The organism is Achromobacter arsenitoxydans SY8, assembly GCF_000236785.1.
In the GTDB taxonomy this organism is placed as follows: domain Bacteria; phylum Pseudomonadota; class Gammaproteobacteria; order Burkholderiales; family Burkholderiaceae_B; genus Achromobacter; species Achromobacter arsenitoxydans.
The window spans coordinates 1-22,402 of record NZ_AGUF01000025.1 but is presented as its reverse complement, the minus strand read 5'-3'; the positions used below and the strand labels follow the sequence as shown (position 1 = coordinate 22,402).

Annotated in this window: 19 protein-coding genes; 16 read left to right on the top strand and 3 right to left on the bottom strand. The window is 66.8% G+C overall.

The features are described from left to right. Positions 1-78: 78 nt before the first annotated feature. The 4 genes from KYC_RS05420 to flhF all read left to right on the top strand — a co-directional run bounded on the left by KYC_RS05420 (position 79) and on the right by flhF (position 8,122). Positions 79-1,626 carry a methyl-accepting chemotaxis protein gene (locus KYC_RS05420; protein WP_008159679.1) on the top strand — a complete coding sequence of 516 codons (1,548 nt, stop codon included), beginning with the start codon at positions 79-81 and terminating at the stop codon, positions 1,624-1,626. A 185-nt stretch (positions 1,627-1,811) separates the two neighbouring features. After that, entirely contained in the window at positions 1,812-2,966 is a 1,155-nt protein-coding gene (gene flhB, locus KYC_RS05415) for a flagellar biosynthesis protein FlhB (protein ID WP_008159678.1), read from the top strand. A gap of 3 nt (positions 2,967-2,969) precedes the next feature. Beyond that, on the top strand, positions 2,970-5,090 hold the full coding sequence (flhA, locus tag KYC_RS05410) for a flagellar biosynthesis protein FlhA (protein ID WP_008159676.1): 2,121 nt from the start codon (positions 2,970-2,972) through the stop codon (positions 5,088-5,090). After that, positions 5,087-8,122: a flagellar biosynthesis GTPase FlhF gene (gene flhF, locus KYC_RS05405; RefSeq protein ID WP_008159674.1), complete on the top strand. Its 3,036-nt coding sequence runs from the start codon at positions 5,087-5,089 to the stop codon at positions 8,120-8,122. Before flhA ends, flhF begins: the two co-directional genes overlap by 4 nt. Positions 8,123-8,195: 73 nt before the next feature. On the opposite strand, the gene KYC_RS05400 is transcribed toward flhF, so the two are convergent. The 3 genes from KYC_RS05400 to flgA form a co-directional block, all read right to left on the bottom strand. After that, a complete protein-coding gene (locus tag KYC_RS05400) occupies positions 8,196-8,669 on the bottom strand; it encodes a flagella synthesis protein FlgN (protein WP_008159672.1) in 474 nt (157 codons plus the stop codon). A 29-nt stretch (positions 8,670-8,698) separates the two neighbouring features. Continuing rightward, entirely contained in the window at positions 8,699-8,992 is a 294-nt protein-coding gene (flgM, locus tag KYC_RS05395) for a flagellar biosynthesis anti-sigma factor FlgM (protein ID WP_008159670.1), read from the bottom strand. A gap of 127 nt (positions 8,993-9,119) precedes the next feature. After that, positions 9,120-9,836, bottom strand: coding sequence for a flagellar basal body P-ring formation chaperone FlgA (gene flgA / locus KYC_RS05390; protein ID WP_043517641.1), 717 nt, complete (start codon positions 9,834-9,836; stop codon positions 9,120-9,122). A 176-nt stretch (positions 9,837-10,012) separates the two neighbouring features. Here flgA and flgB point away from each other — a divergent pair, with 176 nt between their 5' ends. From flgB to KYC_RS05330, 12 genes are all read left to right on the top strand, one after another. Then, positions 10,013-10,420 carry a flagellar basal body rod protein FlgB gene (gene flgB / locus KYC_RS05385; RefSeq protein WP_008159667.1) on the top strand — a complete coding sequence of 136 codons (408 nt, stop codon included), beginning with the start codon at positions 10,013-10,015 and terminating at the stop codon, positions 10,418-10,420. A 22-nt stretch (positions 10,421-10,442) separates the two neighbouring features. Then, positions 10,443-10,862: a flagellar basal body rod protein FlgC gene (flgC, locus tag KYC_RS05380; protein ID WP_008159664.1), complete on the top strand. Its 420-nt coding sequence runs from the start codon at positions 10,443-10,445 to the stop codon at positions 10,860-10,862. 20 nt (positions 10,863-10,882) lie between these two features. Next, complete coding sequence (locus KYC_RS05375; protein WP_008159662.1) at positions 10,883-11,581, top strand: flagellar hook capping FlgD N-terminal domain-containing protein; 699 nt, start codon at positions 10,883-10,885, stop codon at positions 11,579-11,581. Positions 11,582-11,651: 70 nt separating this feature from the next. Next, complete coding sequence (locus tag KYC_RS05370; protein ID WP_043517636.1) at positions 11,652-13,148, top strand: flagellar hook-basal body complex protein; 1,497 nt, start codon at positions 11,652-11,654, stop codon at positions 13,146-13,148. A 38-nt stretch (positions 13,149-13,186) separates the two neighbouring features. Beyond that, complete coding sequence (locus KYC_RS05365) at positions 13,187-13,951, top strand: flagellar basal body rod protein FlgF (protein WP_008159657.1); 765 nt, start codon at positions 13,187-13,189, stop codon at positions 13,949-13,951. 53 nt (positions 13,952-14,004) lie between these two features. Then, entirely contained in the window at positions 14,005-14,790 is a 786-nt protein-coding gene (gene flgG / locus KYC_RS05360) for a flagellar basal-body rod protein FlgG (RefSeq protein ID WP_008159654.1), read from the top strand. Then, positions 14,790-15,479: a flagellar basal body L-ring protein FlgH gene (locus tag KYC_RS05355; RefSeq protein WP_043517634.1), complete on the top strand. Its 690-nt coding sequence runs from the start codon at positions 14,790-14,792 to the stop codon at positions 15,477-15,479. The genes flgG and KYC_RS05355 overlap by 1 nt, the downstream gene beginning before the upstream one ends. A gap of 3 nt (positions 15,480-15,482) precedes the next feature. After that, on the top strand, positions 15,483-16,619 hold the full coding sequence (locus KYC_RS05350) for a flagellar basal body P-ring protein FlgI (protein WP_043517632.1): 1,137 nt from the start codon (positions 15,483-15,485) through the stop codon (positions 16,617-16,619). A 5-nt stretch (positions 16,620-16,624) separates the two neighbouring features. Continuing rightward, positions 16,625-17,602, top strand: a complete 978-nt coding sequence (gene flgJ / locus KYC_RS05345; RefSeq protein WP_008159648.1) for a flagellar assembly peptidoglycan hydrolase FlgJ — start codon at positions 16,625-16,627, stop codon at positions 17,600-17,602. 72 nt (positions 17,603-17,674) lie between these two features. After that, on the top strand, positions 17,675-19,348 hold the full coding sequence (gene flgK, locus KYC_RS05340; protein WP_008159646.1) for a flagellar hook-associated protein FlgK: 1,674 nt from the start codon (positions 17,675-17,677) through the stop codon (positions 19,346-19,348). A gap of 47 nt (positions 19,349-19,395) precedes the next feature. Beyond that, the gene (gene flgL, locus KYC_RS05335) at positions 19,396-20,655 is read left to right on the top strand and encodes a flagellar hook-associated protein FlgL (RefSeq protein WP_008159643.1); all 1,260 of its coding nucleotides are present in this window, start codon (positions 19,396-19,398) and stop codon (positions 20,653-20,655) included. 140 nt (positions 20,656-20,795) lie between these two features. Beyond that, positions 20,796-22,402 (top strand): methyl-accepting chemotaxis protein (locus tag KYC_RS05330; RefSeq protein WP_043517639.1); only part of this gene is annotated, 1,607 nt, incomplete at its 3' end.

The following is a 22,402-nucleotide window of genomic DNA, read 5'->3' as shown; positions in this document are numbered from 1 at the left end:
CACGAGACAAGGCGCGCCCTGCGCGCAGGCCACGGATGCCCGAAGAAGGCGGTCCGGGTCAGGGAAAGGAGGTTCATCTTGGCCAGATCCGTATTCCGCCTGGGCGGCATGTGGGGCTTGTTGCGGCGGCTCAATCGCGGCGACGCGATGCTGTCGGAGCGCGCCCTGTCCTTCAGTCCGGCCGCCTGGCCGCTGTACCGTTTCCTCGGACAGATCCGCACGCGCGTCATGACCGTGCGGCAATCCAGCATCGAAATCGCGCTCAACGCGGCGCGCACGCAATTCCAGGTCGGACGCTGTTCGCTGCTGGCGCGTGAACAGGCGCGCGCGGCCGAAGCGCTGGCGGCCAGCGGCGCGCAGATCGCGGACCTGTCCGCCTCCACCTCCACCCATGCGCGCGAAATCGCCGACGTGTCGGGCCAGAATCTGCATGCGGCGCAGCGCGCGCTGACCGAGCTGTCCGAGGTCAAGGAGCGCGTCGACCGCATGACGCGCGAGATGGCGGCGTTCACCGAGGTCGTCGGGCAATTGGCGACGCGCGCGCGCTCGGTGGGCGACATCAGCAAGGTGATCAAGGACATCGCGCTGCAGACCCAGCTGCTGGCGCTGAATGCGGGTGTCGAGGCGGCCAGGGCAGGGGACGCGGGGCGCGGCTTCGCCGTGGTCGCCAGCGAGGTCGGGCGGCTTGCCGACCGCGTCAACACCGCCACCGGCGACATCGGCCGCCACACCACCGAGATGCTGGGACTGGTGGAAACCACCCAGCGCCAGACCGGCGTGCTGCGCGAGGACGTCGACGCGTCGGGCGCCGTGCTTGACCGGACCTGTGGCGGCTTTGAACGATTTGTGCGCGATTTCGACAGCATGAACCGCCAGGTGGGCGACGTGGTGCAGGCGATCGGCGAGGTCGACGCAACCAACCATGGCATGAGCCAGGAGGTCGGCCGCATCGCGGCGCTGAGCGCCGACGTGCTTGAGCGGGTCGGCAGCATGTCTGGCGAAATCGACCGCATCCGCCGCCAGACCGAAAGCGTGCAGGAGGTGCTGGCGGACATGCGCACCGGCGACACGGCGTTCGACAGCCTGTCCGACGCGCTGGAGGCCTTCGGCGACGCGGCCCTGGGCGTGCTGCAGGACGCCAGGCGACGCGGGCTGGACGTGTTTGACCGCCACTACCAGCGCATTCCCGGCAGCGAACCGCCGCGCTACCACACCGCCTACGACCGCGGCATCGAGGAATCCCTGACGCGTCTGCTCGACAGCGTGCTCGATGGCGTGCCGGGCGCCATCTACACGATTCTGGTGGACAACCGCGGCTACGCGCCGGCCCACAACAGCCGGTTTTCGCATGCGCCCACCGGCGACCCGAAACAGGACATCGTTCGGGTACGGAACAAGCGCATTTTCGACGACCCCGTGGGCGCAAGGCTGGCGGCCAACACCGGGACGGTGCTGTTCCAGACGTATTCCCGCGACACCGGCGAGATCGTCAACGACATCTCCTTGCCCATTTATTTGGGGCCGGAACATTGGGGCGCCGTCCGGATCGGTCTGGACTATGCGCGCTTCCAGGCCGTCCAGGAACAGGAGGGCGCTCGCGACAGGACGGCGCCGGCCGCGGGCTGACAGCGGGTTCCGGGCGGCCCTGGACGGGCGGCGGGGAAGGGGCCCTTGCGGGAGGCGGCCGCGCATCCGGGAATAGCGCCGCTTTCCCCCCTTTTCTTGGCATATCGCCAAAGCCCGGCGCCTCCTAGAATCTCGGCGGGCGGCTTGCAATTCCAATCTCCGCAAGCCGCGAAACCCCGTAGAGCATGTCCGAAGAAAGCGACCTCGAAAAAACCGAAGCCGCCTCTCCCAGGCGCCTGGAAAAGGCGCGCGAGGAGGGGCAGATTGCGCGTTCCCGGGAACTGGGCACGTTCATGATGCTGGCTGTCGGTGTCGCCGCGATCTGGGCGGGCGGCGGATCGCTCTACCAGGGCTTGAGCGGGGTGCTGCGCAGCGGCCTGGCGTTCGACCAGCGCGTCGCTATTGACCCGGGCGTCATGGTCGAGCAGGCGGTCAGCGGCTTCGGCCATGCGCTGATGGTGCTCCTGCCGATCTTCGGCCTGCTGGCGGTGGTGGCGGTGTTCTCCAGCGTGGTGCTGGGCGGCCTGGTCATTTCGGGCAAGCCCCTGCAGCCCAATTTTTCCAAGCTCAGCCCGCTCGCCGGGCTCAAGCGCATGTTTTCTGCGCAGACGGTGGTCGAGCTGATCAAGGCGCTGGCCAAGGCGGCGCTGGTGGGCGGGGTGGCGGTCTGGGTCATCTGGCGCTATCACGACGACATGCTGAGCCTGATGCATGTGGCGCCGTCGGCAGCGCTGACCAAGGCGCTGACGCTGGTGGCGATGTGCTGCGCATTCATCGTGGCCTCGCTGCTGATCATCGTCATGCTGGACGTGCCCTGGCAGATCTGGAGCCACCTGAAGAAGCTGCGCATGTCCAAGGAAGACGTGCGCCAGGAACACAAGGAAAGCGAAGGCGATCCGCACGTGAAGGCGCGCATCCGGCAGCAGCAGCGCCAGGCGGCCCGCCGCCGCATGATGTCCGAGGTGCCGAAGGCCGACGTCGTGGTGACGAACCCGACGCACTATGCGGTGGCGCTGAAGTACGACGAATCGAAGGGCGGCGCACCGGTCGTGCTGGCCAAGGGCACGGGCCTGATCGCCGCCAAGATCCGCGAGCTGGCCGCCGAGAACCGGATTCCCACATTGGAGGCGCCGCCCCTGGCGCGCGCATTGCATCAACACGTCGAGCTGGGACAAGAAATCCCGGCCGAGCTGTACACCGCGGTGGCGGAAGTGCTGGCGTGGGTATTCCAGCTTCGTTCCTGGCGCTCGGGATGGGGGGTCGAACCGACGATGCCCACCAAACTGAACGTGCCAGCCGAACTGGACCCGCAGGCAAAAACCGCAGCACAAGGAGTTTAAGGAATGAGCGCACTGCTCACCATGTTGAAGAGTAACGGCGCCACGCATGCGCGGCTGCTGGCGGGTCCCATCCTGATTGTGATGGTGCTGGGCATGATGGTGCTGCCCCTGCCCACGTTCCTGCTCGACCTGCTGTTCACCTTCAACATCGCGTTGTCGGTGATGATCCTGCTGGTGGCCATGTTCACCCGCAAGCCGCTGGACTTCGCGGCGTTTCCGGCCGTGCTGCTGTTCGCCACGCTGCTGCGCCTGTCGCTGAACGTTGCGTCCACCCGGGTGGTGCTGCTGAACGGGCACACGGGGCCCGATGCGGCGGGGAAGGTGATCGAGGCCTTCGGCCACTTCCTGGTGGGCGGAAACTTCGCTGTCGGGATCATCGTCTTCATCATCCTGACCATCATCAACTTCATCGTCATCACCAAGGGTGCGGGCCGTATCGCGGAAGTCGGGGCGCGCTTCACCCTGGACGCCATGCCCGGCAAGCAGATGGCGATCGACGCCGACCTGAACGCCGGCCTGATCGGCGAAGACGAGGCGCGCAAGCGCCGTGCGGAGGTCTCGCAGGAGTCGGACTTCTTCGGCTCGATGGACGGCGCCAGCAAGTTCGTGCGCGGCGACGCCATTGCCGGCCTGCTGATCATGGCGATCAACATCATCGGCGGCCTGATCGTGGGCGTGGCCCAGCACGACATGTCGATGGGCGATTCGGCCCGCGTCTACACGCTGCTGACCATCGGCGACGGCCTGGTCGCCCAGATCCCCGCGCTGGTGATCTCCACCGCCGCCGGCGTGGTCGTGTCGCGCGTGTCGACCGACCAGGACATCGGCCAGCAGATCATCAGCCAGCTGTTCTCCAACCCGAGCGTGCTGTTCCTGACCGCCGGCATCATCGGCATCATGGGGCTGATCCCCAACATGCCGCACATCGCCTTCCTGACCCTGGCCGGCGCGCTGGCCTGGGGCGGCTGGATGCTGCACAAGCGCAGGCAGGCCGCGGCCGTGGCCGCCGAGGAGATCCCGCCGCAGGCGATCACCCAGGCGCAGGCCGCCGCCGCCGAGGCAAGCTGGGAAGACGTGTCCATGGTGGACCAGCTGGGCCTGGAAGTGGGCTACCGGCTGATTCCGCTGGTGGACCACGCCCAGAACGGGGAACTCCTGCACCGCATCCGCAGCCTGCGCAAGAAGTTCGCGCAGGACGTGGGCTTTCTGCCGCCCGTCGTGCACATCCGCGACAACCTGGAACTCAAGCCGAACGACTACCGCATCCTGCTGTCCGGCGTGGAAGTCGGCAACGGCGTCGCGATGCCGGGCCAGTGGCTGGCCATTGATCCGGGCGGCGTGACGATGCAGATCAAGGGCACGCCCACCACCGACCCGGCCTTCGGCCTGCCGGCGCTGTGGATCGACAGCGCGCTGCGCGACCAGGCGCAGGTGGCGGGCTATACCGTGGTGGACGCAGGCACCGTGGTCGCCACGCACCTGAACCACCTGATGCACCGCCACGGCTCGAACCTGCTGGGACGCCAGGAAGTCCAGCAACTGCTGGACCGCATCGGCCGCGACGCGCCCAAACTGGTCGAAGACCTGGTGCCAAAGACGCTGTCGCTCACCGCGCTGCAGAAGGTGCTGCAGGGCCTGCTGTCGGAAGAAGTGCCGATCCGCGACATGCGCACCATCATCGACACCCTGTCCGAGCATGGCCCGCGCCTGGCGGCGCAGGCTGCCGGCTCGGGCGGCCAGCCCGACATCAACGAACTGATTGCGCTGACCCGCCGTGCGCTGGGCCGCGCCATTACGCAGCAGTGGTTCCCGGGCGACGGCGAGCTGCGCGTCATCGGCCTGGACGTGAAGCTCGAGCGCGTGCTGTCGCAGGCCATGACGACCAGCGGCGGCCTGGAGCCGGGGCTGGCCGATACGCTGCTGCGCGAGGCGCAGGCGGCGGTCGAACGCCAGGAGTCGCAAGGCAACGCGCCGGTGCTGCTGGTGTCGCCGGTCCTGCGCGCGCCGCTGTCGCGCTTCCTGCGGCATCATCTGCCGCAGCTGGGCGTGTTGTCGAATACGGAAATTCCCGATGAGCGCATCGTCCGCGTGACGGCGCTGATCGGCGGGAGCAATGGGCAATGAAGATCAGCCGCTTTTTCGGGGCAAACAGCCGTGACGTAATGCGCCAGGTGCGCCAGGTGCTGGGGCCGGACGCGTTGATCGTGTCGAACCGCAGCGTCGACGGCGGCATCGAGGTGCTGGCGACGGTGGACGGCGCGTTCGACGACGAAACCGCGCAGACGCCGCCGCACGCTGCCGCCCCGGCTGCGCAGCCGGCGCAGCCGCGCCAGCCCTCGGCGTCGCCCTATGCCGCTTCCTCCCATGCCGCGCCGGCCGAACGCCCGCAGCCCGCGCCTGCGGCCATGCCGCAAGGCGGCTACGGCGCGCCGTCGCGGTCCATCGCCGCCTACCAGTCCGCCTATGCGGCGTCGGCGCAGCCCGCGCCCGAGTCCGCGCAGGACGCAGCCGGCTACGATGGCCGGCCGGTCGAACCGCTGGCGCCGATGGCGCCTCAGCTGACTGCAGGTCAGCCGATGACCACCCAGCCGGCAGCGCCTATGCACGTGGCGCCTCAGCCGGCAGCACTTCAGCCGGCCGCACCTCAGCCGGCCGCGCCTCAGCCGGCAGCGCCTCAGCCGGCCGCGCCCATACGCGTCGAGCTGCCGGCGTTGCCTGCGGCGCGTCCGTCGATGGGCGCCGCAATGGGCTCGAACACCCTGGGCGCCGCCTTGCGGGCTGCGCCCGCGCCCACACATGCGGCTCCCCCGGCTTTTGCCGCCCCGGCTGCGGCGCCCGCCGCCGCAATGGCGCCTGCCGCCGCGCCGGCCGCCTACATGGCCGAGGCTCCGGGCGCTGGCTATCGCGCGCCCGACGCCTATGCGCCGCCGCCCCAGCCGCCTGCCGCCGCGCCGGCCCCGGCCGCCCCGTCCATGGCTCGCACGCCGGATGCGCCGGTGCGTCAGCCGCAGGTCCCGTCTTCGGCCGGCCTGCCTGCCGATACGGCGGCGGGTTTGCAGGATGCGATCAGCGCGCTGCGCGGCGCGCTGGAAACCCGCATGGACGGCCTGCTGTGGGGCGGACGCCAGGGGCCTGGGCGCGAACCGGCGGCCGCCGCGCTGTTCCGCAGCCTGCTGGACGCCGGCTTCAGCACGAAGCTGGTGCGCACCTTGGTCGAACGTCTGCCGCAGGGGATGAGCCCCGAGGCTGCGCTGAGCTGGGCGCGCAACGAACTGGTGACGCACCTGCCCGTGGTGCGCTCCGAAGATGAATTCCTGGCCGGCGGGGTCTACGCGCTGGTCGGCCCCACCGGCGTGGGCAAGACCACTACGCTCGCCAAGCTGGCCGCGCGCTGCGTCGCCCGCGAGGGGCGGGAGCAGGTGGCGATGCTGACCACCGACCTTTTCCGGATCGGGGCCCTGGAGCAGTTGCAGATCTACGGCCGCCTGATGGGTGTGCCCGCGCATTCGGTGCGCGATGCCGGCGAGCTGCGCCGCATCCTGGCCGAACTGGGCAACCGCAAGATCGTGCTGATCGACACCACCGGCATCAGCCAGCGCGACCGCCTGGTGGCGGAGCAGGCGGCGATGCTGTGCAACGCGGGCAAGCCCGTGCGCCGGCTGCTGGTGCTGAACGCCGCGAGCCAGGGCGACACGCTGGACGAAGTGGCGCACGCCTACCGCAATGGCGTGGGCGAAGACGTGGCTGGCTGCATTATCACGAAGCTGGACGAGGCTACTCGCCTGGGCGCGGCGCTGGACACCGCCATCCGCCACCGCCTGCCGATCCACTACATGTCGGTTGGGCAGAAGGTGCCCGAGCACATGGAGCTGGCGCGCGCCGACGTGCTGATCGACCGCGCGTTCTCGATGGTGGAGCGCGCCCGCGCGCTGTACACCCCCAGCGAGGCCGACCTGGCGTCGCTGGTGCCGCCGCCGCGCGAGCCCGATGCCGTGGATCCGGTGCGCCGTCGGCAGCTGCTGGCCTCGGCCATCCTGCCGCAGCAGGGCGGCCAGGGCGCGGTTGCGGCCGCCCAGAACCTGGATGACACCATCGCCTGGCTGGACAACGATGCGGCCTGCCTGCAGGCGCGCTCGGCCTGGCGCGAATACGTCAGCGACGGCGCGGGCTCCAGCCTGGCGGCGTTGGGCGAGGACCCGCTGGCCATGGCGCGCCGCGAGTTTTCCACGGCCTGCGGCAAGAACCTGCTCGTCATGCATGGCAAGACCGCCATGAAGGGCGAGGCGCTGCCTGGCGGCACGCTGCTGGGCGCGCTTCTGATGAGCGATCGCGGCGCTGCGATGGCCGCGCCGGCGCAGCAGCTGGTGCTGCCGCACGGCATGCTGAGTTCTTTCGCGCCCGCCGCGCCGGCGCAGCCGGATCCGGTCCAGGCGCTGCAGGCGCGCGTGCGCTGGCTAAGCGAGCGGCTGCAGTCGCTGCCGCACGTCCACATGCTGGAAGCCGGCACCGTCGCGCTGTGGCAGTCCTTCAGCGACCAGGGCGTTTCCTGGGTGGCCCGCTGCCCGGGCGGCCTGCGCGTGATCCAGGACGAATGCCCCACCAATCTGAACGCTGTCGGCAAGAGTGTGGGCTACCTGCCGGTAGGCCAGCCTGGCGACATGCCGGGTCTGCGCCTGGTGCGCGACGGCAAGACGGTGCCCCTGGCGCTGTGGGCGTCGGGCACCGAGATCGCGCTGCCCGGCAAGGGGCAGGGCGCCTCCTTCCGCCTGATCTGCGCGCGCCTGATCGACACGGACAGCGGGGAAGTCGCCGGGCAGCTGTTCGGCGCCACGAATCTGTCCGCGACGCAGGCGGACGCGGCGGCGATCGCGCGCTGGCTGGTGCTGCAGGACGAGGCCAAGGCCGCGTTCCGCTACATGGCCAACGCCTGGCAGGCCTTGCCGGCGGTGGACGGCGCCCATACGCTGGCGCGCCAGTCCCTGATGGCCGGGCAACTGGGCGCGGCGTGCTGGCAGCTGGCGCATTCGCCGGCGGCGGATGTCGTGCGCGGTCCGCTGTCGGGCATCGTGGGCGCCGAGCGCAAGCTGTCGGGGCGCATGCTGCCCGTGGCCTTGCTCAAGATGTTCGCCCTGCTGGAGATGACCGGCGGGGCGTGACCGGCGGTCGAGGAAATGAAAAGAGGCGGCGTGCAATGCACGCCGCCTCTCTTTTATGCGGAAGAGCGGACGATCAGCCCGCGACGATCGGCTTGCGCCCGGGTGCGGCGCTGGCGCCGCGGCCGCGCGCGGTGTAGGTGGACGCGCTGCCGACGCCGACGTTGCGCAGGGCGTCCAGCGACTGCTGGGTATAGCGCAGATGCACGTCGATCAGCGCGCCGTTGCGCATGTTGATTTCATTGGCGGAGGCGGACTTGGACAGCAGCGCCTGCCACACGCCGGACAGTTGCGGGTATTGCACCGAGGCCTGCTCGGTGCCGGCATGGCCCGCGGGCAGGCCGATTTCCGCGAGCAGGTTGTCGCGCGTCTGGCTCAGGTCGACCAGTTGCTGCGCGACGCCGCGCTTGCGCTCGGTGATTTCATGCAGCGCCTCGACGCTGCCCTGTCCGACCAGCACCTCGGTTTCTTCCTCCAGGATGGCGGAGAACTCGGTGATCAGGACATCTTCCTGCTTCATGCAGGTTTGCAGGGATTCGACAAGGCTCATGACAGGCTGCTCTGATGCGGGTGAAAGGACTACTTCAGCAGGTCGCGGGCGCTGGCGATCAGGCTGTCGGCAATGCGGCCGGTGTCGATCTTGAGCTGGCCGGAGGCGATGGCGGCGCGAATGGCGGCGACGCGTTCGACGTTGATGTCGTTCGAGCCGTCCTGCAGGGCGAGCATCTTGCGCGACGCCGAGCTGAGCTCCACTTGCGAGCTGCTGGAGCCGCTGGCGTTGCTGGCGCCGTAGGCCTGGCTGAGCGCAGACTCGGGGCGTGCGCCAACGGCGTCGGCGGACAGGGGCCGGTTGGTGGTCGAATTGATTTTCAAGGTTTTCTCCGCAGGGCGTCCTGGGTCGGTTTGCGACGGATCCGCCTACTTATGTCTCTGTAACGACAAGGGCCGAAGGAACTTTAGGGTATGAAACCCGCCGACGCAACGCGATTTGTAACATTGTCTAGAGCTGTATTTCCACCAGGGTGGCGTTTCGCACGATCCCGCTGACCACCTGTCCGCCCGCGGTGCGGACCTGCACCACCGCGCCGGGCGCGGCATTGTCCATGGCCTGGCCTTCGCTGCTGACCATGAAACCCTTGCCCCGGGCGTTGATCCGGACGTTGGAGCCCCGGACCACCGACTGCGCGTTGCGCAGGGACGAGCTTCTGATCGCTTGGCCGGCGTTGATCCGGAAAGCCGCCGTCATGCCCGCGACCGCCTGCGGATCGGTGATGGCGCCCGGGGGCAGGGCGACCAGGTCGCCTTCCCGGGGCGCCAGGTCCGCCGGGCTCAGGGCTTGGCCAGCCGAGATCATGCGCGCGGCGACGTAATAGTGGCCGGCGACGCTGACGGTGGCCTGCACATAGGAGGTCCAGGCCTGGGGCGCATTGCAGCGCACGCCCACGGTCATGCGGGGACGCAGCTTCATGCCGGACGGCAGAAATGGGGACATTACATCGCAGGGCGCCAGCCGGTCGGTGCGCGGCGGGTCGATGGCGATGGACGGATCACCGGGCAGGGAGGCCAGTTGCTCCTGCAGATAGGTTTGCGCCGCAAGGATGATGGCCTCCGGGGCCTGGGTGGCGGCTTCCTGCGCGCGGACGCCGGCCGCCGGAATCAGCAGGAGGGCGGCCAGGCTGGCGGCGCGCGCGCGGAGAAGTCTTGCGGGGATTTTCATGATGAATGAATTGTAGGAGCGGGCGACTTTCGGCAATACGTGAATTGGATGAGAAATAACGGGTTATTTGGCTGATTGTGTTCAGTCCACGGCCCCTATCATGCCGTCATCCAATGGGATAACGGTGTGCCCGGAGTCCCTCGGCTTTTTGAATTGCAACGCACCAAGGCGCCACGATGCTCGACAGGCTCAACGAAGATTTCCGTTTCTACCAGCAAGCATTGTCCCTGCGCGCGCAGCGCCAGGAAGTGCTGTCGTCGAACATCGCCAACGCCGACACGCCCAATTACAAGGCGCGCGACTTCGACTTCAAGGCGGCGATGCAGAACGCGATGGAAGGCTCCATGCGCCTGCAGGATACGTCGCTCACGCTGACGTCGGCCCGCCACATTCCGGCCAAGGCCGTGTCGCAGGGTCCGACCGATCTGCTGTACCGCCTGCCGTACCAGCCCAGCATGGACGGCAACACGGTCGACATGGACATCGAGCGCGTGCAGTTCGCCGACAACACCCTGCATTACCAAAGCACGATGCAGCTGATCTCCAGCCGCATCCGGGGCATGCAGACCGCCATTCAGGATTGATCCATAAAGGGAGCAACAGGCAATGTCCTTGTTGAGCATTTTCGATATCGCCGGCTCGGCGCTGAGCGCGCAGTCGCAGCGCATGAACGTGGCGGCCAGCAACATGGCCAACGCCGACAGCGTCGTGGGTCCGGACGGCCAGGCCTATCGCGCCCGTCAGGTCGTGTTCCAGGTCAACCCGGCGCCGGGCCAGGCGCTGGGCCAGGAAATCGGCGGCGTGCGCGTCGCCGGCGTGGTCCAGGACCAGTCGCCCCTGAAGCAGGTTTATGACCCCAAACACCCCATGGCGGACGCCCAGGGCTACATCAGCATGCCCAACGTCGACCCGGTGGCTGAAACGGTCAACATGATTGCGGCATCGCGGTCCTACCAGGCCAACGTCGAGGTGCTCAACACCGCGAAGGCGCTGATGCAGAAGACGCTGACCATCGGTCAATCCTAATTTCCAGCCAGAGTGTATCCATGACCACCGTCGATCAAACCACCAGCACCACCGCCATGGGCCTGGCGCAAACCGGCGCCAGCAGCGCCAGCACGGCGCAGGGGCTGCAGGACCAGTTCCTCAAGCTGCTGGTCACGCAGCTGCAGAACCAGGATCCGCTGAACCCGATGCAGAACGCCGAGCTGACCTCGCAGCTTGCGCAGATCTCTACGGTGGAAGGCATTACCAACCTCAAGAACACCATGCTGGCCATCAGCGGCCAGATCGACGTTTCCCAGTCGATGAACGCCGTGTCGATGATCGGCAAGGGCGTGCTCATCCCGGGCTCGAAGGTCAAGGTCGGCGTTGATGCCGACAACCCCGCCGAGCGCGTGGTCACGCCCTACGGTCTGGATCTGCAGGGCGACGCCGCCAAGGTGCAGGTCCGCATTTCGGACGCGAACGGCGCCGTCGTGCGCACCATCGAACTGGGCGAACAGAAGACCGGCGTGTACACGCTGGAGTGGGACGGCAAGAACGACAGCGGCGTGGCGCTGGAAGCGGGCGCGTACAACGTGTCCGTGCTGGCTACCGACGCCGAAGGCACGAAGATCAATTCGGAAGTGCTGAGCTACGGCATGGTCAAGAGCGTGGCGTATTCCACCAACGGCCTGCGGCTGGATCTGGGCCTGGACGGCCAGACCAGCATGCTGGACGTGCGCAAGGTGATCGGCGCCTGAATCGGGCGGATATGAACGGGTGCCGGCGCACGGGCGGCGGCTTTTCCACTAAAGATTAGCGAGAGTAAACATGGGCTTCGGACAAGGATTGAGCGGCTTGAACGCCGCTGCGCAGAACCTGGACGTCATCGGCAACAACATCGCCAACTCCGGCACGGTCGGCTTCAAGTCGTCCACGGCGTCGTTCGCCGACGTGTACGCCAGTTCGCGCGTCGGCCTGGGCGTCAAGGTCGCGGCCATCAGCCAGCGCTTCACGGTGGGCACGGTCAACGGCGGCGGCGGCGAATACGACATCGCCATCGACGGCGCCAAGGGCATGTTCCGCGTGACCGACCAGAGCGGCGCGGTGATGTACACCCGCAACGGCGAATTCCTGGTCGACAAGAACAACTTCATCGTCAACGCGCAGGGCTACCGGATGACCGGCTACCCGGCCGGCGCCATCGGCGCGAACCCGGTGGAACTGCAGCTGCCCACGGCCAACGTGGCCCCGCAGGCGACGTCTACGGCGACCACGGTCGCCAACCTGGACGCCAACGCCAAGGTTATTTACACGACGGACACGGTGACGACTCCGGCCGTCAATGGTTCGGTGACCCTGACTGCGGTGGCGCCGCCGGCGGTTACTGGAACCTATACGTTTACTCGCAATGCCACGGGCGATATCGCCTGGGTGACCACGCCGCCGGACGGCGACTACGGCGCTGCGCCGAATCTGATCACCATTGATGCCGCCTCCGCGAACCCGGGCGGCATTGCTGCCGGCGACATCACCCAGGTGGCTGGCTACACGAATTACACCGCCGCGGTGACGGAGCTGGGCAAGCCCTTCGACCCCAAGCTCTCCGACTCGTACACCAACGCGTCGCCCATGACGGTGTTCGACTCGCTGGGCAACTCGCACCAGGTCATGCAGTACTTCGTCAAGCGCCCGGCCGTCGGCGGCACCAGCGTGTACGACGTGTATTACACGATGGACGGCCAGGCCATGGCGCCGACGACCGAGGCGGGCGGCGTTTGGGGCAATCCCCAGCAGTTCACGTTCAACAATGCCGGTACGCTGACCAGCGCGCCGACCGTCACGCTGAGCTTCGCCCAGCCCGGCGGCACCGCCACGCCGGCCGACCCGCTGAGCATCGCCGTCAACTACACGGGCACGACCCAGTACGGCAGCAACTACAAGCTGGTGGCCAAGCCCGACGGCTACACCTCGGGCGAATTCAGCGGCATCAACATCAGCGGCGACGGCAGCCTGGTCGCCAGCTACACCAACGGCGAAACCCAGGTCGTGGGCACGATCGTGCTGGCCGACTTCGCCAACCTGCAGGGCCTGCAGCCGGTCGGCAACAACGCCTGGAAGGAAACGGCGGCCTCCGGCCAGCCGATCCTGGGCCAGCCTGGCTCGAACGGCATGTCGACCGTGGTCGGCCAGGCCACGGAGTCGTCCAACGTGGACATGAGCAAGGAGCTGGTCAACATGATCATCGCCCAGCGCACCTACCAGGCCAACTCGCAGACCATCAAGACCCAGGACGAAATCATGCAAGTCCTGATGAACCTGAAGTAAAGCCAGGCAGGCAAGCGACGACACCGACGGAATAGGCAATGGATCGAATCATCTACACCGCCATGAATGGCGCGGCGCGCATCACCGAGCACCAGGCCGCGCTATCCAACAACATGGCCAACGTGAACACGGCGGGCTTTCGCGAGCAGATCGCGCTGTACCGCTCGGTTCCGGTGACGGACGGGGTGAGCTTGCCTACGCGTGTTTCGACGGTGGCGTCCACCCCCGGCAACAGCTTCCAGATGGGCACCATGCAGACCACGGGCCGCGACCTGGACGTGGCGCTGTCCAGCGAAAACGGCTGGATCGCGGTGCAGACCCCGCAGGGCGAAGCCTATACCCGCGCGGGCAGCCTGCAGGTCGGCATCAACGGCCTGCTGCAGACGTCGCTGGGCCAGCCGGTCCTGTCGGATCAGGGCGGTCCCATCGACGTGCCCGACCAGGCCGCGCTGACCATCACGTCGGACGGCACCATCACCGCCATCGGCGCGGGCGATGCGCCCAACAACATCCTGAACCTGGGCCGCCTCAAGCTCGTCAACCCTGACAACACGCAACTGGTGCATGGCGACGACGGCGTCTTCCGCATGGCGCCGGTCAACGGCAACCCGGCGCCTCCGCTGCCCGCCGATCCGGGCCTGCGCCTGCTGTCGGGCGTGCTGGAAGGCAGCAACACCAATCCCATGGCGTCGATGGTGGGCATGATCGAAAACGCCCGCCGCTTCGAGCAGCAGATGCAGGTGATTCAGCAGTCGGACCGCAACGCGGAGCGCGCCAACGGCATCTTGTCCGTAAGCGCCTGATTTAAATAAACATTACGCTCGCGGCCGGGCCGCGGCACCTGGAGTACTTCATCATGATGCGTTCGCTGTGGATTGCCAAGACGGGCCTGGAAGGTCAGCAGACCTCCATGGACGTGATTTCCAACAACTTGGCCAACGTTTCCACCAACGGGTTCAAGCGCGGCCGCGCCGTGTTCCAGGACCTGATGTACCAGACGCTGCGCCAACCGGGCGCCCAGGTGGGCGACGCCACGCAGCTGCCGTCCGGCCTGCAGCTGGGCACGGGCGCGCGCGTGGCGGCGACCGAGCGCATCCACACGACCGGCAACCTGAACAACACCGGCAGCGAGATGGATATCGCCATCAACGGCCGCGGCTTCCTGAACGTTGAACTGCCCGACGGCACGCAGGCCTACACCCGCGACGGCGCGCTGCAGCGCGACCAGAACGGCCAGCTGGTCACCGTCAGCGGCTACGTCATCCAGCCGCCGATCAACGTGCCCGACAACGCCTTGTCCATCACGATCGGCAACGACGGCATGGTGTCGGTGACGCAGCCTGGCGCCGCCGGCGTCAACGTGCAGATCGGCCAGCTCCAGATCGCCACCTTCATCAACCCCACCGGCCTGCAGAGCGTCGGCGAGAACCTGTACCTGGAAACGGACTCTTCCGGTCCCGCCAACCTGCTGCAGCCGGGCGTGGATGGCGCGGGTTCCATCATGCAGAACTACGTCGAAACGTCCAACGTGAACGTTGCCGAAGAACTGGTCAACATGATCACGACGCAGCGCGCCTACGAAATGAACAGCAAGGCCGTCAAGACCTCGGACGAAATGCTGGCCCGCCTGACCCAACTGTGATGCCCATGTCTGTCCTGCGCCTGGTATTTGCTGCGGCCCTGGCTATGCTGGCGGCCGGCTGCGCCATGATTCCGCCCGAGCCCATCGTGACCGGGCCGACGACGGCGGCCCCGCCGCCGCCGCCCATGCCCATGGCGCAGCCCACGGGCTCCATCTACCAGCCCACGACCTACGGCAACTATCCCTTGTTCGAAGACCGTCGGCCGCGCAACGTGGGCGACATCGTGACCATCGTCCTGAACGAGCGCACCAACGCTTCGAAGAACGTGGCGACCAACACCAACCGCAGCGGCTCGGCCACCCTGGGCATCGCGGCGGCGCCTTCCTTCATGGACGGCTGGGCCAACGCCAACCTGAATACCGACGCCAAGGGCGGCAATGTCTTGCAGGGCAAGGGCGATAGCACGGCGAACAACGCCTTTACCGGCACCATCACCACGACGGTGGTGGGCGTGATGTCCAACGGCAACCTGCAGGTCGCCGGCGAAAAGCAGATCGCCATCAACCGCGGCAGCGAATATGTGCGCTTCGCGGGCGTGGTGGATCCGCGTTCCATCACGGGCACGAATACGGTGTCGTCCACCCAGGTGGCCGACGCCCGCATCGAATACCGCAGCAAGGGCGTCATGGACGAAGTCCAGACCATGGGCTGGCTGCAACGCTTCTTCTTGATCGCTTCGCCGTTCTAAACCATGAAACAACCGACTCCGATATCCGCCTTGATGTCCTTGTTGGCGCGAGTCTGCGTCGCCGTCGGACTGGCGGCCGGCGCCGGAACGGCGCACGCTGAACGGCTCAAGGATCTTGCCAGCATCCAGGGCGTCCGTGGCAACCAGCTGATCGGGTACGGCCTGGTCGTGGGCCTGGACGGCAGCGGCGACCAGGTGCGCCAGACGCCGTTCACCCAGCAGAGCCTGACCAACATGCTGTCCCAGCTGGGCATCACGGTGCCCTCCGGCAGCAACATGCAGCTCAAGAACGTGGCCGCCGTCATGGTGACGACCACTTTGCCCGCGTTCGCCCGGCCTGGGCAGACGCTGGACGTGGTGGTGTCGTCCATGGGCAACGCCAAGAGCCTGCGCGGCGGCACCCTGCTGATGACGCCCCTGAAGGGCGCCGACAGCCAGGTCTACGCCATTGCGCAGGGCAACATCCTGGTCGGCGGCGCGGGCGCGTCCGCCGGCGGCTCCAGCGTGCAGATCAACCAGCTCAACGGCGGCCGCATCAGCGCGGGCGCCATCGTCGAGCGCGGCGTGCCGACCACGTTCTCGCGCGACGGCTATGTGCATGTCGAGCTGAACAACACCGATTTCGGCACCGCGCAGAACGTGGCGACTGCCCTGAACCGCAGGTTCGGGCAGGGCACGGCGACGGCGCTCGATGGCCGCGTCATCCAGGTGCGCACGCCCATGGAGCAGGGCTCCCAGGCCCGATTCCTGTCGCAGATGGAAGACCTGCAGGTCACCCGCGCGCCCACCGTCGCCAAGGTCATCATCAACGCCCGCACGGGTTCGGTTGTGATGAACCGCACGGTGATGATTGAAGAGGCCGCCGTGGCGCACGGCAACCTGTCCGTCATCATCAACCGCCAGAACGAAGTGTTCCAGCCGGATACGCCCTTCACCCAGGGCCAGACCGTGGTGGTGCCCAATACCCAGATCGAAGTGCGCCAGGACAACGGTTCGCTGCAGCGCGTCAGCACCAGCGCCAATCTGGCTGACGTCGTCAAGGGCCTGAACGCTTTGGGCGCCACGCCCCAGGACCTGCTGGCGATCCTGCAGGCAATGAAGAGCGCGGGCGCGTTGCGCGCCGAGCTGGAAATCATCTGACGGCCATGGCGTACACCAACGAGGCCGCCAGCGGCGGCGCCCGCCAGGATTCGGTGTTCGACATGGGCCGCCTGTCGGACCTGAAGCGCGACGTCAAGAAGGATCCCGCCGGCACCGAACAGCAAAAGCAGGTGGCCAAGCAGTTCGAGGCCCTGTTCCTGCAGATGATGCTCAAGCGCATGCGCGAGGCGACGCCCAAGGAAGGGCTCTTCGATTCGCCGCAGAGCCAGATGATCCAGTCCATGGCCGACGAGCAGCTTGCGCTGCACCTGGCCTCGCCGGGCATCGGACTGTCGCAGGCCATCCTGGCGCAGATGCAGCAGGGCAAGCCCGGCGACATGTCGGACGACGCGATCAAGAGCATCGGGCAGGGCGGCAACCTGGATTTCGCCACCGGCGGCTCGCGGGAGGTGTCCGCGCTGCTCAATGTGATGCGCAACAACCGCGCCAGCGACCGCGCCCTTGCCGCGGCCGAAGGCGCACCCGAGCACGTGGTTGCGTTCGTCTCGAAGATGTCGCGGGCAGCCAATCTGGCATCGCAGCAGAGCGGCGTGCCGGCTCGTCTCATCATGGGCCAGGCGGCGCTGGAGTCCGGCTGGGGCCGGCGCGAGATCAAGCACGAAGACGGCAGCACCAGCTACAACCTGTTCGGCATCAAGGCCGGCGCCAGCTGGAAGGGCAAGGTCGTCAATGTGCTCACGACGGAATACGAAGACGGCGTGGCGAAAAAGGTGACGCAGCCGTTCCGCGCCTACGCGTCCTACGAGGAATCGTTCGCGGACTATGCGCGTCTGATCGGCAACAGCCCGCGCTACGAAGGCGTGACGCAGGCGCGCAACGAGATCGAGGCGGCCCGCCGGATCCAGGACGCCGGCTACGCCACCGACCCGCGATACGCACAGAAGCTGATCGGCATCATGGGGCAGCTGCGCGGCTCGGCGTCCAGCGTCGAAAATTCGCGCCAGTTGCTGGAAGGACTCTAAATTTGGGTGAGCTCCTGCCGTAAATGGAGTATCCAGAGATAACAGCTGCGGTTACATACGGGGCATGTCAGCATGAATTTGTACAAAACGGCATTGGGCGGGTTGAACGCGGCGCAGGCAGGCCTGGCGACCACCGGCCACAACATCAACAATGCCACCACGGTGGGCTACAACCGTCAGCGCGTGATGGTGTCGACGGCGGGCGCGCAAGCTACCTCCAACGGTTACATCGGCCGCGGCGTTCAGGTGGACACCGTTGAGCGCAGCTACGACAGCTTCCTGTACAAGCAGCTCGTCGGCGCGCAGGGCAGCGGCGCCCAGCTCCAGGCGCAGCTGGACCAGGTCTCGCAGATCAACAACCTGTTCTCGGACCGTACCGTGGGCATCGCCCCGGGCCTGACCAATTTCTTCACCAGCATGAACACGGTGGCCAGCAAGCCGGCGGATCCCGCCGCGCGCGCCGACCTGCTCGGCCAGGCCAACAGCCTGACGACGCAGATCCGCTCGGCCTATCAGGAAATGCAGAACCAGCGTGAAGGCCTGAACACGCAGATCACGACGACGGTGGATCAGGTCAACAGCTACCTGACCCGTATCGACGACCTGAACCAGCAGATCTCCCTGGCGGCCGGCAAGGCCGGCGGCAGCCCCCCGAACGACCTGCTCGACCAGCGCGACCAGGCCGTCATGGAACTGAACCAGCTCATCGGCATCACGACCTACGAGCAGGGCGACAAGATCAGCATTTCGCTCACCAAGGGCGGCCAGTCGCTGCTGTCGGGCAACACCATCTATCCGCTGCAGGCCGTATCGTCGGCTGCCGACACCGGCCGCACCGTCCTGGCCTATACGCTGCCGGCCGGTTCGGGCAAGACCATCGCGGTCGAAATGAAGGATACGGACGTCACCGGGGGCAAGCTGGGCGGCCTGCTGCAGTTCCGTGCTTCGTCGCTGGACGTCATGCAGAACCAGCTCGGCCAGATGGCCGTGGGCCTGGCGCTGTCGTTCAACGAACAGCACAAGCAGGGCCTGGACCAGGCTGGCAACCCGGGCACCGATTTCTTCGGCATTGGCTCGCCCCAGGGCGTTCCGAATGCGGCCAACAAGAGCAACGCCCAGATCTCGGGCGAGTTCACCAATCTGGCCAACATCAACGCCAAGGATTACGAGATCTCGTTCGATGGCGCCAACTACCAGGTGGTGCGCGTGCCGGAAGGCACGCAGGTCTATAACGGCCCGGCCACGGGCACGCCGCCCAACGCCACCCTGGACCTCGAAGCCGAAATGGGCGTGACGCTGACCATCAATGCGCCGCCCCAGGCCGGCGACAAGTGGTCGCTGTCGCCGACGCGCGACGCCGCGCGCGACATCAACGTGCTGATCACCGATCCGGAAAAGGTTGCCGCGGCGGATGCCGAGGGCGGCGACGCGAACGGCAAGAACGCGCTGAAGCTCGCGCAGCTGCAAAGCAGCAAGGTGCTGGGCCACGGCACGATGAGCATCAACGACATGTTCGCGCAGGTCGTGAACACGGTGGGCGTGCAGACGCAGCAGGTCAAGACCGCCGCGACGGCGCAGGTCAACCTGATCAAGCAGACCACGGCCGCCCAGCAGGCGGTGTCGGGCGTCAACCTGAACGAAGAATACGTGAGCCTGTCGCTCTACCAGGAGCAATATCAGGCCAGCGCCCGCATCATCGACGTGGCAAGCACCATTTTTGACACGCTGCTGGGCCTGCGCGGCTGATCAGAACGTTGAATTGTGAATACTAGAAAGAATTTCGGAGCTGCACCATGCGTCTGAGCACCACGATGATGTACACGAACGGCCTGAGCGGTGTTCTCGCCCAGGAATCCGACATGAATCGCCTGGTCGAGCAAGTTGGCAGCGGCCGCAAGTTCCTGAGCCCGGCGGATGATCCGCTGTCGGCGTCGTTGTCGATCGGCGTCGCGCAGACGCAGAGCATGAACAACACGTATGGCCTGAACCGCAACACGGCGAAGACCAACCTGGGCCAGGAAGCCAACATCCTCGATTCCATCACCACCGCGCTGCAGGACGTGCGCACCCGCGTGGTCCAGGCCGGTAACGGCACCTTTGCCGACAGCGACCGCCAGGCCCTGTCCACCGCGCTCAAGAGCGCCCGCGACGCGCTGCTGGGCCTTGCCAACAGCACCGACGGCAACGGCCAATACCTGTTTTCCGGCTACCAGGGCGGCGTGGTTCCCTACGCCCAGGACGCGACGGGCAAGATCGTCTACAGCGGCGCAACCGGCGAACGCACGGTCCAGGTCGACCAGTCGCGCCAATTGTCCACCAGCGACCTGGGCAGCGACATCTTCAATCGCGCCAACCCGGGTTCGACGGCCTACGTCAGCACCGCGGCATCGACCAACGGCGGCACCGCCGAGTTCGGCACGGTGTCGGTCACCCCGGGCAGCGCCAACATCGGCAAGAATTTCAGCCTGCAGTTCGAATCGGACCCCGCCACGGGCAACATGGGCTACCGCGTCATCACGACCGACCCGAACGCCAACCCGCCCGTGCCTCCCGTGATCTCGCCGGCTCCGCCCGCAGGCCCGACGGCGTATACGCCGGATTCCAGCATCGACTTCGGCGGCATCGCCGTGGTGGTCAAGGGCACGCCGCAGAACGGCGACGTGATCAACGTTGAGAGCATCCAGTCCGCCGATGTGGACATGTTCAATACGCTGGACAACCTGATCAAGGTTCTGGATTCGCCCATCGCCGGCGACGAGCAGGCGCTGGCGCGCCTGAACAACGAGCTGGCTTCGGCGAACAAGAAGCTGCAGACGAATTACGACAACATCCTGACGGTGGCCGCCTCGGTGGGCGCGCGCCTGAACGAGCTGGAGGCGCTGGACGCCACCGGCACGCAGAAGGGCTTGTCCTATTCGAAATCGCTGTCCGATCTGGAAGATCTGGATTACTACGCCGGCGCGAGCCAGCTCGCGCTGCGCCAGGTGGCGCTGCAGGCGGCTTCGGCGGCATTCATGACCATCCAGGGGTCCAGCCTGTTCAGCCGCAAGTAATGCGGTAGGCCCAAAGCCGCGGCCCCGGGGCCGCGGAGAGTAGCGCAATTGCGGACGCTGCTGGCGCCAAGGCCAGGGCGTCCGTGGTCGCGTGCGGGGTAGGTATTGTCGTTTTTCGTTGCTCAACGCTCGGATATTTCATGCTCGGTAATTTGAAAGTTCGCACCTGTATCGTTCTGGTGCTGTTGCTCTTCACGGGCGCCATGTTCATTTCCAATGGCGTGGCGTGGATGGGACTGAATTCCAGCAATGACAAGCTGGAACGGGTCAATAACGCCTATTCCAACCAGGCGACGCAGCTGCATCGCGCCTACAACACGTTCCTGCGCGGCCGGTTGCTGCTCGCGACCTCGCTGATGGACATGCAGCAGGGCAAGACGGAACAATCCACCGCCCAGGCCAAGCGCGCGGAAGCGCTGATGCAGGAAGGCGCCAAGTCGCTCGACGCGTTCCGCAAGGCGCCGCGCATGGCGGGGTCCGAAGACCTGGTGCAGAAGCTGGAAGCGGCCTACAAACAGTTCGACGACGTCTACAAGCGCCAGGCCGCCGCCTTGTCGAACCTGATGATCCAGGAATACCTGGACCTGAACGACGCCGGCAGCGCCGCAAACACCGCGTTCCGCGAGGCCGTGAACAACGTCCTGCAGTTTGTGGATACCCGCACCGACGAATTGGTCGTGCAGGCCGAAGCCGACCACAAGATCTCGCGCACCGTCACCATTGTGCTGCTGGCCATCGCGCTGGCGCTGGCGGTGGGCTGCTGGCTGTTCATCAACCGCACCGTCCTGCGTCCGCTGCACGAAGCGGGCGATCATTTCGAGAAGATCTCGGGCGGCGATTTCACCGGCCGCATCGAAGTGCGCAGCACCAACGAAATCGGCCATCTGTTCGCCGCGATCAAGCGCATGCAGGAAAGCCTGACCCGCACGGTGGCCTCGGTGCGCCGCGGCGTCGAAGAAATCAATGTGGGCGCGCGCGAGATCTCGGCCGGCAACACGGACCTGTCCAGCCGGACCGAGCAGCAGGCGGCCTCGCTCGAGGAAACCGCAGCGTCGATGGAAGAACTGGCCTCGACGGTGAAGCAGAACGCGGACAACGCGCGCCAGGCCAATCAGCTGGCGGCCAGCGCATCGGACGTGGCCGAACGCGGCGGCGCGGCGGTGTCGGAAGTGGTGAGCACCATGGAAGGCATCTCGGCCAGCTCGCGCAAGATCTCCGAGATCGTGTCGGTGATCGACGGCATTGCGTTCCAGACCAACATCCTGGCGCTGAACGCGGCGGTGGAAGCGGCGCGCGCCGGCGAACAGGGCAAGGGTTTCGCGGTGGTGGCGGGCGAAGTGCGCTCGCTGGCCCAGCGCAGCGCGCAGGCGGCCAAGGAAATCAAGGGCCTGATCGAGGACTCGGTGACCAAGGTGGGCGCCGGTTCGCAGCAGGTGGAACGCGCAGGCGCGACGATGCAAGAGATCGTGGCGTCGGTCAAGCGCGTGACGGACATCATGGGCGAGATCTCGGCGGCGTCCGAGGAGCAGTCCAGCGGCATCGACCAGGTGAACCGCGCCGTGTCGCAGATGGACGAAGTGACGCAGCAGAACGCAGCGCTGGTGGAAGAGGCCGCGGCCGCTGCCGGTTCGCTGCAGGAGCAGGCGCAACGCCTGACCGAAGCGGTGGCCGTATTCAAGATCAACGCGGGCGAAGTGATCGAAGTCCCGGCGCGCCAGCTGGCGCAGCAGCATCGCCCGGCGCCGCG

Bases quoted from the DNA above. Each gene is read 5' to 3' on its own strand.
- flhB (WP_008159678.1), top strand. From the start codon at position 1,812: ATGTCCGAAGAAAGCGACCTCGAAAAAACCGAAGCCGCCTCTCCCAGG.
- flhA (WP_008159676.1), top strand. From the start codon at position 2,970: ATGAGCGCACTGCTCACCATGTTGAAGAGTAACGGCGCCACGCATGCG.
- flhF (WP_008159674.1), top strand. From the start codon at position 5,087: ATGAAGATCAGCCGCTTTTTCGGGGCAAACAGCCGTGACGTAATGCGC.
- KYC_RS05400 (WP_008159672.1), bottom strand. From the start codon at position 8,669: ATGAGCCTTGTCGAATCCCTGCAAACCTGCATGAAGCAGGAAGATGTC.
- flgA (WP_043517641.1), bottom strand. From the start codon at position 9,836: ATGAAAATCCCCGCAAGACTTCTCCGCGCGCGCGCCGCCAGCCTGGCC.
- flgB (WP_008159667.1), top strand. From the start codon at position 10,013: ATGCTCGACAGGCTCAACGAAGATTTCCGTTTCTACCAGCAAGCATTG.
- flgC (WP_008159664.1), top strand. From the start codon at position 10,443: ATGTCCTTGTTGAGCATTTTCGATATCGCCGGCTCGGCGCTGAGCGCG.
- KYC_RS05375 (WP_008159662.1), top strand. From the start codon at position 10,883: ATGACCACCGTCGATCAAACCACCAGCACCACCGCCATGGGCCTGGCG.
- KYC_RS05370 (WP_043517636.1), top strand. From the start codon at position 11,652: ATGGGCTTCGGACAAGGATTGAGCGGCTTGAACGCCGCTGCGCAGAAC.
- KYC_RS05365 (WP_008159657.1), top strand. From the start codon at position 13,187: ATGGATCGAATCATCTACACCGCCATGAATGGCGCGGCGCGCATCACC.
- flgG (WP_008159654.1), top strand. From the start codon at position 14,005: ATGATGCGTTCGCTGTGGATTGCCAAGACGGGCCTGGAAGGTCAGCAG.
- KYC_RS05355 (WP_043517634.1), top strand. From the start codon at position 14,790: ATGCCCATGTCTGTCCTGCGCCTGGTATTTGCTGCGGCCCTGGCTATG.
- KYC_RS05350 (WP_043517632.1), top strand. From the start codon at position 15,483: ATGAAACAACCGACTCCGATATCCGCCTTGATGTCCTTGTTGGCGCGA.
- flgJ (WP_008159648.1), top strand. From the start codon at position 16,625: ATGGCGTACACCAACGAGGCCGCCAGCGGCGGCGCCCGCCAGGATTCG.
- flgK (WP_008159646.1), top strand. From the start codon at position 17,675: ATGAATTTGTACAAAACGGCATTGGGCGGGTTGAACGCGGCGCAGGCA.
- flgL (WP_008159643.1), top strand. From the start codon at position 19,396: ATGCGTCTGAGCACCACGATGATGTACACGAACGGCCTGAGCGGTGTT.